The sequence below is a fragment of the Chryseobacterium aurantiacum genome (genome assembly GCF_003020585.1).
Taxonomy (GTDB): domain Bacteria; phylum Bacteroidota; class Bacteroidia; order Flavobacteriales; family Weeksellaceae; genus Chryseobacterium; species Chryseobacterium aurantiacum.
Window position 1 is genome coordinate 222,635 of the sequence record NZ_PXUE01000002.1, and the last position, 17,697, is coordinate 240,331.

Genomic DNA, 17,697 nt, shown 5'->3' on the forward strand with positions numbered 1-17,697 from the left:
AATTTATCCTTAGTTTGGCAAAACTAATCGTCATTATAAGCAACATCAAAGTCAGCACCTATGGATCATGCTTCCTCTCTCCTGTCTTAATCGGATACTTTAAAAACAGAAACAGAAACCTTTCCGTCAGTTAGCAAGGTCAGATTAACCCCTCCGGTATCAATTGCAAAAGCAATTGTTTCGCCTGCATTAAGCTTTATAAGACTTGTTAAGGTTGTAGAAGTAACAGGAACTGCTGCCAGTGTTATCCCTAGTATAGAAACTCTTACTGCATCAAATATCTTTTCTTCAAAGACCATCGTACCATTTTTCAAAATTCCCATCTTTTTTCCTCCAAGGATACCCAGATCTATACCTCCGGCTAATTGTGTTTCAAATGTCACTTCATATATTCCACTTTTGGCGGCGGTATACACTCCGGTATTGAAAAGAGAGGCTGTACCCGTCTTAACGTCCTGTGAAGAAAGATTTATCTTGTTCCAGTTGCTTCCTGAAATCCCAAGGTTTATCAAGGACCAGGCATTATCTTTGGATGCATATAATGCAGTGCCGGATGTTCCGGAATTAATGGAGTTATCTTTCATTCCTACCCATACAGCATTTACGGCATCATAATAGTAGTGCCCCGCGGAAGTAACATTGCTTGTTTTAGGTGAAACTACCGTTACAGGAGTTGTGGCAAACACAATAGTCCCATTCTGGGCCATGCCGTAAACAACGTCCTTAGCTTTTAGCTGATCACCGGTAAGCCTGGGTGGCAAAAAACCATCCCGAATTGTTGGGTCATTCGGAGTTCCAACAACATCAAGTGTTCCTGAGGGTGTACTAGTATTTATACCAACCTGACTATAGGATAAGCTATAAAAAAGGCTAGAAAAGAGTAAAAAATAAATTCTTCGCATATTTTTTGGTATTTAGAATTGAAAAAATGAAAGCGGCAAGTATTGATTAATAGAGATGAGATCAAAAAATAATGTCTTACTTTATGTCACTTTCTCTATTTTCCATAACGATTAAAAAAAACTTAGAGAGATAAATTCTCTCTAAGTTTTTCATCCTGAGTTTTTAGAACCGTATTAATCGTTACACAATATCTGATTCAAATTTCCAATAATTACCCTACAGAAGCAAGAATATTATGTAGATATAAATGACCCATGCCGTAAAAGAAAAACTAACGTGTGTAGATAAAATATGACAAGATATACTAACTAATATTACCCTATGCAATGAGAGTTAATTAAAAAAGAGTACACCTGATTTGATGTACTCTATAATAAACTTATGAAAAAAATAATACATACCATTATTACTTTAGAATGAAATGATATAGATTATACTAAAAACTTTCTTTTCCATTTTGTAACAGTATTTCTGCTTAATCTAAAATGTAGGGCCAATTGTTTATTATTTAATTTGTGTTTTTTCTGATATTCAAGCATTTCAATAATTGCTTCTTTATCATAAGATTTAAATTTTTGGCTTTCAGATAGTTTACCAAAAAATATAATGTTATTAATTTTTAGAACATCGGATAAGGACATATTCTCTTTTGAAAAAAAATCCTTTACATTCTCCCATTTATCCGGACATTTAGATTGTATAAAATCATGATAAATCCTTTTATAATTGGGACTTGTATTTACTGCCTGTATTTGCTTATCCATTTATACAATGTTGATTTTGGAATTCCATAATGATTAATTATCTCACCAGATGTCTTCTGCTTATTTTTTAAAAGCTCCAGCATGTAATCTATAATTTCTTTTGTATATAAGCTTTTTCGGTATTGTGGCAATTTTGACCTTACTGTTTTTTTATTCTGACCGGCAACGGGTGCGTATAGAATTAAATGGGTGGAGTAAAGCCGGAAAAAATCATACTCCAGTAATTTTGACCATTTTAAAAGGATCTCCGCATCTAATGATTTCATAGAATACATTTCCAGAACCTCTTTTTCAGTTGAGTTCAAGAATCTGCAGATCCTGCCCATCTCTATATTTTGTTCATTTACACGCTCATATACCAAAGGACCGATATGAATATCTTTTAAATTTTCCATATTAAACTAATTTATTCTTATTCAAAAAAATTATTATTTTTCAGAAGTAAGTTCCTTATTTTTCTTTGCCAAATTGTTGGTAATATCCCTTAAAAGTTGATTTGCCTGACTCTTGCTGCAAAAAGTAATATCGATATTCCTTTTTAGCATTTTACCCGAAGAAGTAAAAAAAACAATTATCAGGTATTTTCGAAAGGTGTGCTCCTTTATTTTTGTCCTTACAATTTTCTTGTGAGGCATTTCAAAAACAGGCATTTTTCTTCCGCGTGAAAGCCATTGATAGCTTTTAATAGAAATAACCTGACCTGAATTTTCATATTCGAATACAAACTGGTTTTTTAATATCCCATATAACAATACCAGTAAGGCTGCCAAGGCAAATACTCTGGAAAATAAATGATAGCCAAGATGATTAAGAGCAATAGTTATCAAAAAAAGTAACACCATTACAACCAGCTGAAATGCCATATAAGTGTTTACTTCTTTCTTGTTATTTATTTTCATTGAGCTTCAATATCAGGAAGGTCTTATTTTCTTTTCTAGATTAATAATTGTAATTCAAATGGCGGAATATTTCTATCCCGCTCATTTAAAAAAAAATGTAATTAAAATTTAGTTTTTATAAAAACTATATCCTGTTGATTGTACTCCCCAGTTCAATAAAAAGTTTGTATTTGTAATGTTAGCTCGTGAGGAAAGGCTTTCAATTCCGTATAATAGTTCTACTTTATATTCAGCATCCGGATCAATTGTAATTGGAGTTCCGTCACCTACACTATAGTTAGCATACATGAAATATCTGAAATTTGCATTGGTAACTCCAAAAGTACCATAGGGAGTACCTGAAGAATCGTTTTGCGCAGCATCATTAAAATATGGAGAAATTTGTGAAGTCTGCATCACTACAGACACGGTGTTTTGCACTGTATAATCAGTAGGTCCTGGGCCTGTCTTTTTATATAATCTTGCATATGCCCTGCTGTTAAAGAACACAGGAAGTTTAATTTTTCCTGTTCCGCCTTCTATTGAAGTTTGAGAAAAGGGACCAAGGTCACCATAAGTCATTTCAAACCACAACCCCCAAGTCACAGTACCTCTTCGAATCGCACTTGCAGGAAATTTTAGTGTAATTGTAGAATTGGGAACTATCCAGCAATTATCAGGATCAATTGTTGGAGAGCCTCCATTTTGTACTGTATTTCTTATTGAATTCAAGGCTACAGATCTAAAATCATTTTGTCTGACATTACTATCCAGGTTATATACGATAAAATCATCCGGATCCACCGGCTTGTATATCCCGACATTTCCATTGGCGTCAGATACCATAGGAGTTCCTGCCGGAAGAATTGGCAAGTCTCTAACACGAAGCTGCCCATTAATATCTAAGGTTTTTGTTGGAGTTGTAGTATTAATTCCTACATTTCCTGTTTGAGCGGATACGGTAATGGATAATCCAAGCATTACTGCTGCTAAGGATGTAATTCTTCTATTTTTCATAACTTTGGGTTTATGTTTTACTTCATTTGTATGTTTTTTACCTGACATTTTTACAGAGGAGAAATAAATCTCCTCCGTATAAATTGAGCCTGAATTCTTTTTAAAAACGTGGGAACATATTTAACTTTCATCGTTAAATCAGGTAATAAATTGATGTGACAAAGATCTGATAACCACCACAGACCGTAAAATAATTATTGTAAAGATAGATTGCTGATATTGTAATTTTAAATTCAATCCTTTGTAGTTTATAAATGACATTTAATACACTTAACAATCATTAATTTTTACTACATTTATAATAATAATTCAATATATCGATCAAAAATTCAACAATTACACTCAATATCCGAAAATGTCTTTTAAATCGCTTATATTCCTATTATTAGGATGGATCCAATTTTGTTATAGTCAGCCAACAGCTTCTGTATGGTATGATACAGATAATGGCCTTCCACAAAATAGTGTAAAAGATATTATTAAAGATAAGTATGGATTTATATGGCTCAGTACAGAAAACGGACTGGTGCGTTATGATGGATATAATTTTGTAACCTATAACCATCTTAATCTCAAAAACAATAGATTTTCGGTATTTTTTGGAAGTGTAGAAAACGATTCCATTTATAATTTCACTGCTTATGCTGAAAATATAGCTTTACTTTCCAAAAGAAAATTAGGTATATTACAGCAGTCTACCCATTATCCTCAAAAAATATTGAATGAAAGTAAGTTATATGGATTATTTGTAAAAAATACAATACCGGAAAGAATAGATCATAAAAACTACTTTCTCTATTTTGACGAGCAGAACTTCTATCATTTATTTAATAATGGAAACATACGATATAATGATAAAAAAATAATTCCGGTAAAGGGACTGGATGAGAATTATATAAACAATACATTTTGCTTAGGACGGAATATTTTTATCATTTCAAAGACCTTAAAAAAGATGATCCAAATTTCTTCTGAAAAGGTCAGCTATTTAGACGTCCCCGATATTTTATTCCAAAATAATGTCAAAATATACTGGAGCCAAGTTAATGATCAATGTTTTATCCTTCATGGCAATACCTTATATAAAGTTTTCTACCAACAGCATTCGATTGGTTTAAAAAAAATGATAAATTATGACTTAAATGAAAATTCTTTAGCTTCTATTTATCATGATGAGGTTAACAATAAACTATATCTCGGAACGTTATCGGATGGATTAAATATAATCAAATTCAATAATTTCCATGTAGCCAATAGATCTGATAAATCTTTTGAAAATATTTTTTATTCCTTACTTCCTTTTGAAAATGATAAAGTAATTACTTCCTTAGGTGATGTATATGATGAAAACGGGTTGGTAAAACAGTATCATTTTAATACAACAAGCAAATATTTTTTACTGTATGACAATAACAGAAATATTATTGTTCAGAATGGCCCTTCTTTGGTTCGTTTTTTCAAAAATTCCAATTATTCTAAAAATGAATCACTTTATTTTGGGAAAACACCGTCTTATGTACTCAATATCAATAATTACTATGTTATAGCCTTTCACAAGCCTTCACTACAGTCTAAACTTACTTTCTATAAAGACTCTAGTTTCAAAAGTCCTTTTCTACAATTTACCATTCCTAACATCATCACTTCGATACAGGAACAAGGATCTGATAAATGGCTGGTAGGAACCAGAGAAGCTTTGTATTCTATAGAGGCTCCCTTATTTAATCCTAAAAAAGTATCTACCCAACCTTTGAATGTAAGAGAAATAACAAAGACGAAAGATGGCAATTTTTGGATTATGACCCAGGGAAATGGCTTTTTTCTTTATAAAGACAATAAACTGATTAAAATGCCGGATGATAGAAATGGATACCTTTCATTCTCGCATACCATTCTTGAAGATCAAAACGGGTTTTTATGGATCAGTACGAATAATGGACTATTCAGGGTACTGAAAGACAATCTGCTGAAGTATTCTCAAGACAGAAAAACCTTACCTAACTATTACCGATACAGTAAGGAAGACGGTTTTAATACCAATGAGTTTAACGGAGGATGTTCACCTAGTTCCTCCGTTCTTCAGAATGGAAATTTTGTGTTTCCCACTATGAAAGGACTCTTATTTTTTAACCCTAACATCATAAAGAGCTATTACCCTAAAAACTTTTTTTTGGAACGGGCTATATTTCATGATCCTAAAAGCAGTATAAAAGGACAAAATATTACTTTGGAAAACAATTTTTATAAGGCTGTAATTTTAGTAGATATTCCTTATTATGCTAACAGGGCCAACTTGGTTATCGAAGCCAAGTTACAAGGTTCCAACAATGAGAAATGGGAAAGAGTAAACAGTGATGGCAAATACTACATTTCAAACCTGGATCCGGGACAGTATCAGCTTATTGTAAGAGTGTTAACTTCTCCTAAGGGAAAATACATTTACAAAGCCCTCAATATCAACGTAAAGCACTTGTTCTACCAGACTCTTCTCTTTAAGTCCTTTATTGCATTATTATTATTCGTTATTATATTTTCCCTCTTCAAAATAAGAATAAAAAGACAGGAACAGAAAAAAAAGGAACTTGAAAAAATTATTGAAATACGAACTGAGAAATTATCAAAAACGGTATCAAAATTGGAATATACCAAGGAACAGCTTCGAAAAGAGAGTATACAGCAGAAAAAATTATTGGAGACCATTAGCCATGATATTATAACACCTGTAAAATACTTATCCATAACCGCCCAAAAGCTGTATGAGACGGATGAGCATGATCGTTATATCCAAAAAAAGTACTTTGAAAGTTTTTATAAGTCTTCTGTAGAGTTCTACAATTTTGTAAAAACATTAAAAGAATACGCAGAAATTTATAACATCTCTGAAAAGAATGAAATCTATAATATATATGAAGTCATTGAAAATAAAAAAACACTTTTTGAAGTCGCTGCCAGAGAACAAAATACAGTTATTATTAATAATGTTACCAATCCTACCTATTCAAAAATCAATCAGAATGTAGTCGCAGTTATCATCCATAACCTAATAGACAATGCCATCAAAAACACCGTCAATGGAAAAATAGAGCTTTCTACCATTGAAGATGACAAAATATTTTTCCTGGAAATACGAGATACCGGCCAAGGAATGAGCAAGGAACAAATGACGTATTATGAAAAGCTTCAGGATAACATTGAAAATGAGAAACTGGTTTTACAAAAATACAGTTTGGGATTGCACCTTATCCTGCAGCTACTGATGATGATCAATGGTAGAATTGAATTTACAAACAATATTCCCAAAGGAACTGTAGTATCAATTAAAATAAAAAAACAAAAATATGGATAGAAAAATCATTATTGCAGATGATCATTTTGTGGTACGATTAGGCACTACCCTGATTTTGGAATCTCACTACAAAGATGTAAAAATTTCCTCTGCGGAATCCTACACAGACCTTATAGAGAAACTATATATTGAAGAATTTGATCTGCTAATCCTGGACATCAATATGCCGGAAAGTAAATACCTAAGCATGATTAGTGAGTTAAAAAAAATACAACCCACTCTTAAAATTCTTGTATTTTCTGTGTATGACAATGATATCGCAGTACAATATATCATTGAAGGTGCAGACGGATACATTAATAAGTTATCGGACGAGAGCAATATTCTGGAAGCCGTCCATCAGATCTTTGAACAAGGAACCTACTACTCTCAGGATATTGTAAAAAAACTGCTTTCTTCAGCTAAAAAGGATACCCCTATCAATCCACTTGAAGCTTTATCAGAAAGAGAAAAGGAAATATTTGATTTATTGGTAAGGGGTTATGGTAATATTGAAATCTCAAATGAGCTAAATTTGCACCTATCCACCGTGAGTACTTATAAAGCAAGAGTCTACAAGAAGCTCAATATAAAAAATACGGTAGACCTTGTAAGACTGGGAGACCGAAATCAAGCACATAAACATAAATAATACCCGTCTTTTACAGATTCTTAATAAAAATGAATACTGAAAAAAAATCCCCCTGTCAAGCCGACAAGGGGGATTATTTATTAAAAACCAACAGATAATTAATCTATTATTAATCAGTTATGATCATTGAAGCAGTTTTACAGCTTCTTCATTATTTTGCATTATAGCATGCTGCAAAGCCGTATTGCCTCTGTTATCCTTAGCATTCTTATCAGCTCCATTTTCTAAGAGTAATTTTATGATTTCTGTTTTTGCAAAAACTGCTGCATAAATAAGAGCGGTTGCATCGTTATAATTTTTGATGTTTACATTGGCTTTATTGGAAACCAGCAATGCAATCATTTCCTTATATCCTTTAAATGTAGCCCCCATCAATGCAGTATTGCCACTTTTATCCTGCACATCAGGCTGAGCACCATTTTCAAGCAGCCACTTTGCTGCCTTATAATGATTATGATATACAGCAAGTATTAAGGGAGTATATCCTTCTTCATTCTTAGAATTGATCTCATTTTTAAACTGAGAAATTGCTTCTATATTACCCGTCTTTGCATAAGAAAAAATGTCTTGCGCATTCACTTTGCAGATAGCAAAGAACATAATGATGGTCGAAATAAGATATTTCATTATTTTATTTTGAAGACAATAACGATTCCAGCTGTTGACGATCCATTTTAACATATTGGGCTAATCGTTTTCCATATTCTGCATCAGCCTGATAGAAATAGGAGATCATTTTAGCCACCACTTTTTTATTCTCTACACTGCCCAGAGCACTGCCCAGATTTTTAATCAGGTTATCCTGGTCTTTTTTAGAGAAAGATCTGTAAAGTTCTCCGGCTTGCTTAAAGTTATTTTCCTTATCTATTTTCGCCTGTGCTGTTGAAGTACCGGCAGGAAAAATAGTTTGGGAATATTTGAATTTTTTATTATCGATAACTTCCGGCTTAGCTGCTGAAGGTTGATAGTTTACTTCTCCACTCTGAGTTCTCATAGACATATAGCCGTTTTGGTTGTATGTTGTAACATCAGTTTTCGATGCATTAATTGGTAGCTGCTGGAAGTTTCCGCCAATTCTGTGTCTCTGGGTATCAAAATAGGAAAACAATCTTCCTTGCAATAATTTATCTTCTGACGGCTCAATTCCAGGAACCAAAGTACCAGGAGAAAAAGCAGCCTGCTCTACCTGCTGAAAGTAATTTGTCGGATTTTGATTAAGGGTCATTGTTCCTACTTTCACTGATTTTGCAATAGATTCCGGCCATGTTTTGGTTACATCTACCGGATTAAAATCAAGCTTTTCAAAATCATCTTTTTTCAGCATCTGTACATATAGTTCCCACTGCGGGAAATTTTTATTCTGAATAGAATTATATAAATCTCGTGTTGCATGTTCTATCTGGGTAGCCTGAATTTTATCTGCTTCTTCCTGTGTAAGGTTCCTTTCACCCTGTTTTGGAATCCACTTATATTTTACATAGGTGATTTCTCCTTTTGCGTTAACCCATTTAAAAGCATGTACTCCATTTCCTTGCATCTCTCTATAGTTGGCAGGAATTCCATTATCAGAGAACAACCATGTCAGCATATGGGTAGCCTCAGGAATATTGGCCATAAAATCAAAAACTCTGTTATTATCAGAAGCATTATTGGTAACCGGAGATGGCTTAAAAGCATGCACCATATCAGGGAATTTAATGGCATCTCTTATGAAAAACACCGGTAAATTGTTACCCACCAGGTCATAATTTCCCTGATCAGTATAAAACTTAACGGCAAACCCTCTTGGATCTCTAAAAGTTTCGGGAGATCCCTGCTGATGTACTACTGTGGAGAACCTCACCAATACTGGAGTTTTTTTACCGGCTTTTGATAAAAACTCAGCCATTGTAACATCTGAAAAATCGGCATCTGCGACAAACTCTCCAATAGCTCCCGCGCCTCTTGCATGCACTACTCTTTCTGGGATTCTCTCTCTGTCAAAAGCTGCTAACTTTTCAATTAGGTGGATATCCTCCAGTAATACAGGCCCATTATTACCTACTGTTTTAGAATTTTGATTATCCCCTACAGGGCTTCCTGTATTGGTGGTCAGCTGTTGAGAATAAAGCGTTGATGTCATTAAGATTCCCGCTAATAAAACATTTTTTTTCATTATTGTTTATTTTATTGGGGGCAAATATAGAAAGATGACTCGCCGGATTCATCTTAATAATTTCAATCAATAAAATTTATTAAATCTATCGAAATAATAAAATTAATAGATAATAACTACTATGCTTAAAAAAATAAATCTTATAAATGATTATTTAGTATGACAATTAAAATAGTCCCTTATGTAGTTTTATAACTACAATTTCATAAAGCTCTTATAGGGAACATTTTCTTAGTTTTGCAGACAACATATCATTGATATTATAAAGCGTAAAGTATTAACAAGCAACATCAATTTTTGTGAAAAGTAGTCTTTCCTTTTATTAACAGAAATACAGTATACTCTTTACAAAAATCACTGTCTACGCTATTGCCTGATTACATGGCTATAAACCAATCGTTCCATGTATCAAATTAAAAAAATAAAGTATTTAAATATAAAAACAGTAAAAACATAAATTTATGAAAAAGACAATTTCACTCATTATTCTTGGTATTTTGACCGCCTGTAATTCTCCAAAAAAAGAAAATGTAACCGCAGATTCTGAGGCCAAAAGAGCTGAGCTTATAGGAAAATGGGTACAGCCTATTCCAGGGCAGGAAAACGAAAATCAAGGGATAGAGCTTCGTGAAGACGGCGTTGCAGCATCCATAAATATGCACACCCTATTGTACGAAAAATGGAAAGTTTCCCATGACACTCTTTATTTATGGTCTCGTACTGTAGGAGTATCTCAACCTTCAGTCTCCAGTGATATTGATACATTACTGATCAAAAAACTTGATAACAAATCGTTAACGATTTTATCTTTACTTGGGGAGCCTAAAAATAACGTTGCACAAACATACAGTAAAGAAAAATAGCAAACAAAAGCAATATAAGTCAATCACTTACAACCCTTTATAAGCCATAAATTTTGGAAGTGAAGGAATTTACAATATGTAAAGAATAGATTTTAGGATCTATTTTTTTTACATATTGACGAATTATGCACCTCAACCTTTCCCTTTTACTAGTTTAAAATTAAAAATTATTGAATTATTTCTTTACTATATTATTCCTGATGGCCTGACCAAGAACTATATGTTCTCCGAAGATACAAAACCCATTTTTTAACATCCATCCAATAGTGAATTTTCTTTTAACAGAAAGAAAACAAATAGCACTTATCATATCATTATTATCAACAATCACCCAAGAGGAGCTCAACATACATATTCTTTAGATTCATTAAATAATATATAATCATGGTAAGTATTTGATTTGCATACATTGCAAATTCTGACGGCTTCTACAATTGACATAACTGTCATTTTAAATTTAAAAGCTTGTAGTTTTAAAACGATACCTAATACGTCTATTGGCCATTGGAATTTGTTAATTTTATAATATTATACCATGAATACTTCATAATTACAAGTATTAAAAATGTTTTATAAACAAGTTATATTTCTATTTCTCATAAATATACAACTGTATAAAAGTCAGCAAGCTGCTTCTATATGGTATGATACAGATAACGGACTTCCCCAGAACAGTGTAAAGGATATTACCAAGGATCTGTACGGGTTTATCTGGATCAGTACAGAAAACGGTTTGGTACGCTATGATGGAAATAATTTTGTCACCTATAATCACCTCAACTTCAAAAATAACAGATTTGGTTCATTTTTTGGAAAAACAAAGAAAGATACGATCTACAACTTAACGGCTTATGAAGAAAATACAGCATTAATATCTAAAAGAAATGTAAGTATTATGAAGCATCAGTCAGACTGCATGCGAAAAGTACTACGTGAAAGCAAATCACACTTTATCTTTAGCAAAAACGGAGTACCGGAGAAGCTTGGGAGTATGGATTTCTTTATTTATTTTGATAAGAACAACTATTATCACTTATTGAAAGATGCAACAATTCAATATAAAGATCATAAAATAGCAACGCTGAAGAATCTTCGTAAAAACTATATATCGGATACATTTTGTTTTGACCAGACTATTTTTATCATTTCCAGATCTTTAAAGAAAGTGATTAAAATTACAGCTGCCAATATAACATACCTGAATGCACCTGATATTTTCTTTAAAGATGATATAAAGGTGTATTGGAGCCAGATAAATAATCAATCTTTTATTATCAAGGATCATACATTATATAAAATATCTTATGACAGAAATACTTTTAGCTTAACAAAACTAGCAAATTATAACATTGATAAAAACTCTTTATCCTCCATCTATCATGATGAAGTGAACAATAAACTATACCTTGGAACATTATCGGACGGATTGAATGTAATAAAATTCAATAATTTTCATGTTGTTAACAAATCTGATAAATCCTATGAAAATATTTTCTACTCCCTACTCCCTTTTGAAAATGATAAAGTAATTACGTCTTCGGGTGATGTATACAATGAAAACGGACTGGTAAAACAGTATCACTTTAACACAACAAGCAGTTTTTTTTTAGTGTATGATAATCAAAAGAATATCCTTGTCAAGAGTGAAACGGGTTTGCTTCGCTTTTTTCACAAGGCTAATTATTCTAAAAAAGAGTACCTTAATTTTCAAAATGAAGCCTGCTATGTATGGCAAAGTAGAAATTATTTTATCGCGACATTTCACAGACCTTCTTTAAAGACTTTCCTCTCCATTTATAAAGATCCAAGTTTTAAAAGCCCTTTTTTACAATTGACCATTCCCAACATCATCACTTCCATACAGGAGTTGAGATATGATCAATGGCTGGTAGGAACCAGGGATGCTTTGTATTCTATAGAGGCTCCCTTTTTTACTCCTAAAAAAATATCTGCCAGCCCTTTGCAAATAAGAGAAATTACAAAAACAAAGGATGGGAATTTTTGGATTATGACCCAGGGAAACGGCTTTTTCCTTTATAAAAATAATGAGCTGATTAAAATGCCGGATGATAGAAATGGATACCTTTCATTCTCCCATACCATTCTTGAAGATAAAAGAGGATTTTTATGGATCAGCACGAATAATGGGCTGTTTCAGGTACTTAAAGACAACTTGCTCCGCTACTCTCAGGATAAAAAAACACGACCTAATTATTACCGATACAGCAAGGAAGATGGTTTTAATACCAATGAGTTTAATGGAGGCGGTTCGCCCAGTGCTGCAGTTCTTCAGAATGGAAATTTTGTATTCCCTTCCATTAAAGGTCTTGTATTTTTTAACCCTCAAAAAATAAGAAGCCATTATCCTAAGAACTTCTTTTTGGAGCGGATCTTATTCTATGATTCCAAAAGCAATATAAAAGGACAAAATATCAATTTAGAGCATAATTTTTATAAGGCGGTAGTGTTAGTAGATATTCCGTATTATGCCAACAGGGCCAACTTGCTTATCGAAGCTAAATTGAAAGATTCCAACAATGACAAATGGGAAAGGGTAAACAGTGATGGTAAATATTACATTTCAAACCTGGACCCTGGAAAATATGAACTTATTATAAGAGTATTAACTTCTCCTAAGGGAAAATACATTTACAAAGCCCTCAATATCAATGTGAAGCACTTATTCTATCAGACAATTCTCTTTAAGTCCTTTATTGTATTGCTTTTATCCATCATTGTATTTACACTCCTTAAAATAAGAATAAAAAGGCAGGGGCAGAAAAAAAAGGAACTCGAAAAGATTATTGAAATAAGAACCCGAAAACTATCAAAAACAGTTTCAAAATTGGAATATACCAAGGAACAGCTTCGAAAAGAGAGTGTACAGCAGAAAAAACTATTGGAGACCATTAGCCATGATATTATAACCCCGATAAAATTTTTATCCATAACCGCTAAAAAGCTGTATGAGACGGATGATCATGATCGTTATATCCAAAAAAAGTATTTTGAAAGTTTTTATAAGTCTTCTGTAGAGTTCTACAATTTCGTAAAAACATTAAAAGAGTACGCAGAAATTTATAATATCTCTGAAAAGAATGAGACCTATAATGTTTATGAAGTAGTGGAAGCTAAAAAAACGCTTTTTGAAATCGCTGCCAAAGAACAGGACACCCTTATTGTCAATAATATTAAAGATCCTACCTACTCAAAAATCAATCAGAATGTAGTCGCAGTTATCATCCATAACCTAATAGACAATGCCATCAAAAATACAACCAATGGAATCATAGAGCTATCTACCATTGAAGATGATAAAATATTTTTTTTGGAAGTAAGAGACACCGGCCAAGGAATGAGCAAGGAACAAATGACCTATTATGAAAAGCTTCAGGATAACATTGAAAAAGAAAAACTTGTTTTACAAAAATACAGTTTGGGATTGCACCTTATTTTGCAATTGCTCATGATGATCAATGGTAGAATTGAGCTTAAAAACAATGCTCCGAAAGGAACTATAGTATCAATTAAAATAAAAAAACATGGATAGAAAAATTATTATTGCGGATGATCATTTTGTGGTACGATTGGGCACTACCCTGATTTTGGAATCTCACTACAAAGATGTAAAAATTTCCTGTGCAGAATCCTACACAGACCTTATAGATAAATTGTATATTGAAGAGTTTGATCTACTAATTCTGGACATCAATATGCCGGAAAGTAAATATCTAAGCATGATTGGGGAGCTAAAAAAAATACAACCTACTCTTAAAATTCTGGTCTTCTCTGTGTACGATAATGATATCGCTGTACAGTATATCATTGAAGGTGCAGACGGGTACATTAATAAGCTATCCGATGAAAACAACATTCTGGAAGCCGTTCATCAGATCTTTGAGCAAGGAACCTACTACTCTCAGGATATTGTAAAAAAGCTGCTTTCTTCTGCTAAAAAGGACACTCCAATCAATCCACTTGAAGCTTTATCAGAAAGAGAAAAGGAAATATTTGACTTGCTGGTAAGAGGCTATGGTAATATTGAAATCTCAAATGAACTAAGTCTGCACCTATCCACCGTGAGTACCTATAAGGCAAGGATTTACAAGAAACTCAATATAAAAAATACGGTAGACCTTGTAAGACTGGGAGACCGAAATCAGATGCATAAAAATAAATAACCATCCTCTAACATAATGGGAAGATATTATTACCCTATTAACGAAAACATTTCATTTCTATATTTAATTCTATAACTGCAAAGCCCTGTTTTATTTTTTTAGTAGAGTTTTTGTACAATATTGCTCTTGCAATAGACAAAAATTGTCACGGATGTCATTAAATTACTACACGTCTAATTCCTTTCCTATCTCCATGTTTGTATAGCTTTGCCCTATGAAAAGAAATAATCTGAAACGATGGCTTTTACTTTTAATTATTCCCATTGGAGTAATATTAATCAGTTTGTGGGTCTTCAGACCTAATAACACTGAGGCTTCAGTTCCTAATCAAAAATCAGCAGCAGGCACATCCGGTATTCAAGACAGCCCTTTTCAAAAAGAATATCTCAATAAGGGAGGAATAACTGTTGTGAACGTATGGGCAACGTGGTGTAAACCATGTCTTCAGGAAATGCCTGTCTTCCAAAAAATAATTACAGAAAACAGGAATGTCAAATTTGTCTTTTTATCATTGGATGAAGATCCGGAGAAATTAAAAACCTATCTTTCAAAACATACAATAAATGATATTACGTTTCAGAATAAAGGCTATATAGAGGCCATCAAAGAATTTTTAGGCGGAGATGGGATCTTGGGATACAATGTCATTCCACAAACTTTTATCATAAAAGATGGTAAAGTTGTTGATAAAAACCTGGGTGGAATCGAATATCAAAGTTTTACAGATAAGCTTAAATCATTCTACTAGATATACTTTTTAGTTTAAGATTTTATTTTAAAATATAAATACGTCAAACATTCATTTTAAGTACCTGCAGACATCGTAGATGATGCGGATTCAAAATGGGCTCATTAGAGCTCATTTTTTTTTGTTATTAGTTAAAAGTGATAGTATAAGACAATCTATAACTTCATGTCCGTAGTTGAATATCTACACTATGTATTTCGCATTGTTTAAGTTATTTCAATAAGTTTGTAATCATTAAGTTCCTTACTTCCACTTAAATGTTAATGATGCATATGTAAACCTCCGATGATAAACTATAATCACTTATTTTATTTCCGACTTTTAGTACTTTTGACATTATTTATGTATTAAATTTCGACTTCCTGCTTATCAAAGTATAGAATCGGTTAACAGCAAGTAGTTTTTTGGGAGTAATGTAGAATCTTGTGAATATTTAATTGGAAATGAAAGATGGGCTCAATGCTCATCTTTCTTTTTTATAGGCAGAATATTCTTTACAAGTCCTTTTGGGAAATACAATTAATTGTATAATTGGACAGAATCCATTCTTCATTAATTCAGTCCCCCATAGTCCATTTTTGTACTTATTGAGCTTAGAAAGTAATTGAAAGTCTGACTTATGGAGAATACGGGATTCGAACCCGTGGCCTTTTGGTTCTCGGTCAATAAAATAAAAAAAAGCCCCAATTAAGGAGCTTCTTATATATTATTCTCTATCATATTTTACTAAAGTATCTCTATGAAATTCACCTATTTGTAAAATTTCCTGGGAAAACCAAACACATTCATAATACTCAGGGCCTCTTAATCCTATATCATTGATTGTCATTATAGTTCTTGCATCTGATTTTAAATAAACGGTATCACCTATTCTTAATTCCATGTAATTTGGGTTTAATATTAAATCCAAATATAGTAAAATTGATAATTATTTTGCAATTATGAAAGATTCCATTGTCATTTTTTTAACAGATGTATAGGAGGAAAAATGATCATTCATTGAAATTTAATTCAGAATTTTGGCTTAATAAAAAGTGTAGGTTAACTTTAGAGTACGATCTTGAAAATATTGAATCATATTTGATGCATTAGATTTTCGCTGTATTGAGACCAGAAAGCCTTTTTCATCGTAGGTCATTTCCAGTTCACTTACTTTTTGCCCACTCCATGTGTCTTGCATGAGGATAAGGTTCTTGTTTTTATCATACGTATACTTTTCGATTTTGGACTCTGGGCTAGAAAGTGCATTGGTAAGTTGCAACAGAAGCCCTTCCTTGAATTGATATATTTCAGATGGTAACTTTTTTGCAGCACAACCATCATGTAGAAAAAGACCGGCGGGGAATCCATTCAAATAGTAATAAGTCTTTTTCTGATAACAGGTCTCAGGATTATCACTTTTTTTATGAAAATTAAAATGCTCTGTTCGTTCTTCTGCTTCAAATTTATTTTCAGTATAATAACGATATTGCCAGGAAGAAAATTCATTTTCAGCAGTCATTTTTTTCCAAAGGCTTTCGTTGGGCAAAGATCCTTTAATAATTATTTTATCTACACGAGGAACAGGTTCTCCCTGCCAATCACTATTTTGCAGCCTATTAGGCATTTGAGAATTCAATGAAAAAATTCGGATGATATCAATTTTATTGTTCTTGTCATATTGGTAACTGCTAACCTTTACAATGCCGTCCCGATAATCTATTCTCGCTTTTTTATCAATTAACCCTAGTACTTTGTAATAATATCTTGTATAAAAAGCAGTATCTGTCTTTTCTTTATCATAGCGTATGGTGGTCATACTTTCTATAAAGCCTCCGGAATTAAAATTGTAGATGTATTTTGTTCCAATTTCTTCATCACTCTTAAGCAGAATACTTTTTACTCTATTATTCTTTATAAAAGTCGGATTGAATGGGAAAACCGTTTTTGTAAAATAATCATCCTCCTCAAATGGTGTAACAGTATAAAAAGTTGCTATCTGTCCTTTGCCAGTAATCATGATACAGCAAAGCAAAATGAGGGTTACAAGAGAGGTCAATTTATATCTGGGGTATATCATACTTTTTTTCATATCCTTTTAAATCATTGGTGAAACTCAAATGAATATTTTCAAGTATGTTACGCTCACCATTACATCCAAATATAGTAAAATAAAGGACTCCTATTGTACCATTTCTTTTCCCTTAAGAAAGACAATCTGATGGGTTGAGG

At 32.6% G+C, this 17,697-nt stretch carries 15 protein-coding genes; 6 read left to right on the plus strand and 9 right to left on the minus strand.

All coding sequences use genetic code 11. The features are described from left to right. Positions 1–86 precede the first annotated feature (86 nt). The 5 genes from C7D53_RS07485 to C7D53_RS07505 form a co-directional block, all read right to left on the minus strand. Entirely contained in the window at positions 87–902 is an 816-nt protein-coding gene (locus tag C7D53_RS07485) for a hypothetical protein (RefSeq protein ID WP_106915780.1), read from the minus strand. Positions 903–1,334: 432 nt separating this feature from the next. Then, positions 1,335–1,667: a transposase gene (locus C7D53_RS07490; protein ID WP_106915781.1), complete on the minus strand. Its 333-nt coding sequence runs from the start codon at positions 1,665–1,667 to the stop codon at positions 1,335–1,337. Continuing rightward, positions 1,643–2,062 carry a helix-turn-helix domain-containing protein gene (locus tag C7D53_RS07495; RefSeq protein WP_106915782.1) on the minus strand — a complete coding sequence of 140 codons (420 nt, stop codon included), beginning with the start codon at positions 2,060–2,062 and terminating at the stop codon, positions 1,643–1,645. Before C7D53_RS07495 ends, C7D53_RS07490 begins: the two co-directional genes overlap by 25 nt. A gap of 33 nt (positions 2,063–2,095) precedes the next feature. Further along, the gene (locus tag C7D53_RS07500) at positions 2,096–2,566 is read right to left on the minus strand and encodes a hypothetical protein (RefSeq protein ID WP_106915783.1); all 471 of its coding nucleotides are present in this window, start codon (positions 2,564–2,566) and stop codon (positions 2,096–2,098) included. Positions 2,567–2,674: 108 nt separating this feature from the next. Next, entirely contained in the window at positions 2,675–3,562 is an 888-nt protein-coding gene (locus C7D53_RS07505; RefSeq protein WP_162926121.1) for a hypothetical protein, read from the minus strand. A 355-nt stretch (positions 3,563–3,917) separates the two neighbouring features. On the opposite strand from C7D53_RS07505, the gene C7D53_RS07510 reads away from it, so the two are divergent. Further along, on the plus strand, positions 3,918–6,908 hold the full coding sequence (locus C7D53_RS07510; protein WP_106915785.1) for a ligand-binding sensor domain-containing protein: 2,991 nt from the start codon (positions 3,918–3,920) through the stop codon (positions 6,906–6,908). Beyond that, positions 6,901–7,539 carry a response regulator transcription factor gene (locus C7D53_RS07515; protein WP_106915786.1) on the plus strand — a complete coding sequence of 213 codons (639 nt, stop codon included), beginning with the start codon at positions 6,901–6,903 and terminating at the stop codon, positions 7,537–7,539. The genes C7D53_RS07510 and C7D53_RS07515 overlap by 8 nt, the downstream gene beginning before the upstream one ends. Before the next feature lie 123 nt (positions 7,540–7,662). On the opposite strand, the gene C7D53_RS07520 is transcribed toward C7D53_RS07515, so the two are convergent. Beyond that, positions 7,663–8,166, minus strand: a complete 504-nt coding sequence (locus C7D53_RS07520; protein ID WP_106915787.1) for an ankyrin repeat domain-containing protein — start codon at positions 8,164–8,166, stop codon at positions 7,663–7,665. Positions 8,167–8,170: 4 nt separating this feature from the next. Then, entirely contained in the window at positions 8,171–9,694 is a 1,524-nt protein-coding gene (locus tag C7D53_RS07525; protein ID WP_185126685.1) for a catalase, read from the minus strand. A gap of 461 nt (positions 9,695–10,155) precedes the next feature. Between C7D53_RS07525 and C7D53_RS07530 the strand changes: the two genes are divergently transcribed. From C7D53_RS07530 to C7D53_RS07545, 4 genes are all read left to right on the plus strand, one after another. Next, on the plus strand, positions 10,156–10,557 hold the full coding sequence (locus tag C7D53_RS07530; RefSeq protein WP_106915789.1) for a lipocalin-like domain-containing protein: 402 nt from the start codon (positions 10,156–10,158) through the stop codon (positions 10,555–10,557). Positions 10,558–11,122: 565 nt separating this feature from the next. Continuing rightward, positions 11,123–14,107 carry a ligand-binding sensor domain-containing protein gene (locus C7D53_RS07535; RefSeq protein ID WP_106915790.1) on the plus strand — a complete coding sequence of 995 codons (2,985 nt, stop codon included), beginning with the start codon at positions 11,123–11,125 and terminating at the stop codon, positions 14,105–14,107. Then, the gene (locus tag C7D53_RS07540; RefSeq protein ID WP_106915791.1) at positions 14,100–14,738 is read left to right on the plus strand and encodes a response regulator transcription factor; all 639 of its coding nucleotides are present in this window, start codon (positions 14,100–14,102) and stop codon (positions 14,736–14,738) included. Before C7D53_RS07535 ends, C7D53_RS07540 begins: the two co-directional genes overlap by 8 nt. Before the next feature lie 214 nt (positions 14,739–14,952). After that, positions 14,953–15,486 carry a TlpA family protein disulfide reductase gene (locus C7D53_RS07545; RefSeq protein ID WP_106915792.1) on the plus strand — a complete coding sequence of 178 codons (534 nt, stop codon included), beginning with the start codon at positions 14,953–14,955 and terminating at the stop codon, positions 15,484–15,486. A 706-nt stretch (positions 15,487–16,192) separates the two neighbouring features. Here C7D53_RS07545 and C7D53_RS07550 read toward each other — a convergent pair. After that, complete coding sequence (locus C7D53_RS07550) at positions 16,193–16,369, minus strand: DUF2158 domain-containing protein (protein ID WP_106915793.1); 177 nt, start codon at positions 16,367–16,369, stop codon at positions 16,193–16,195. A gap of 141 nt (positions 16,370–16,510) precedes the next feature. Further along, positions 16,511–17,545: a hypothetical protein gene (locus C7D53_RS07555; protein ID WP_162926122.1), complete on the minus strand. Its 1,035-nt coding sequence runs from the start codon at positions 17,543–17,545 to the stop codon at positions 16,511–16,513. Positions 17,546–17,697: the final 152 nt, after the last annotated feature.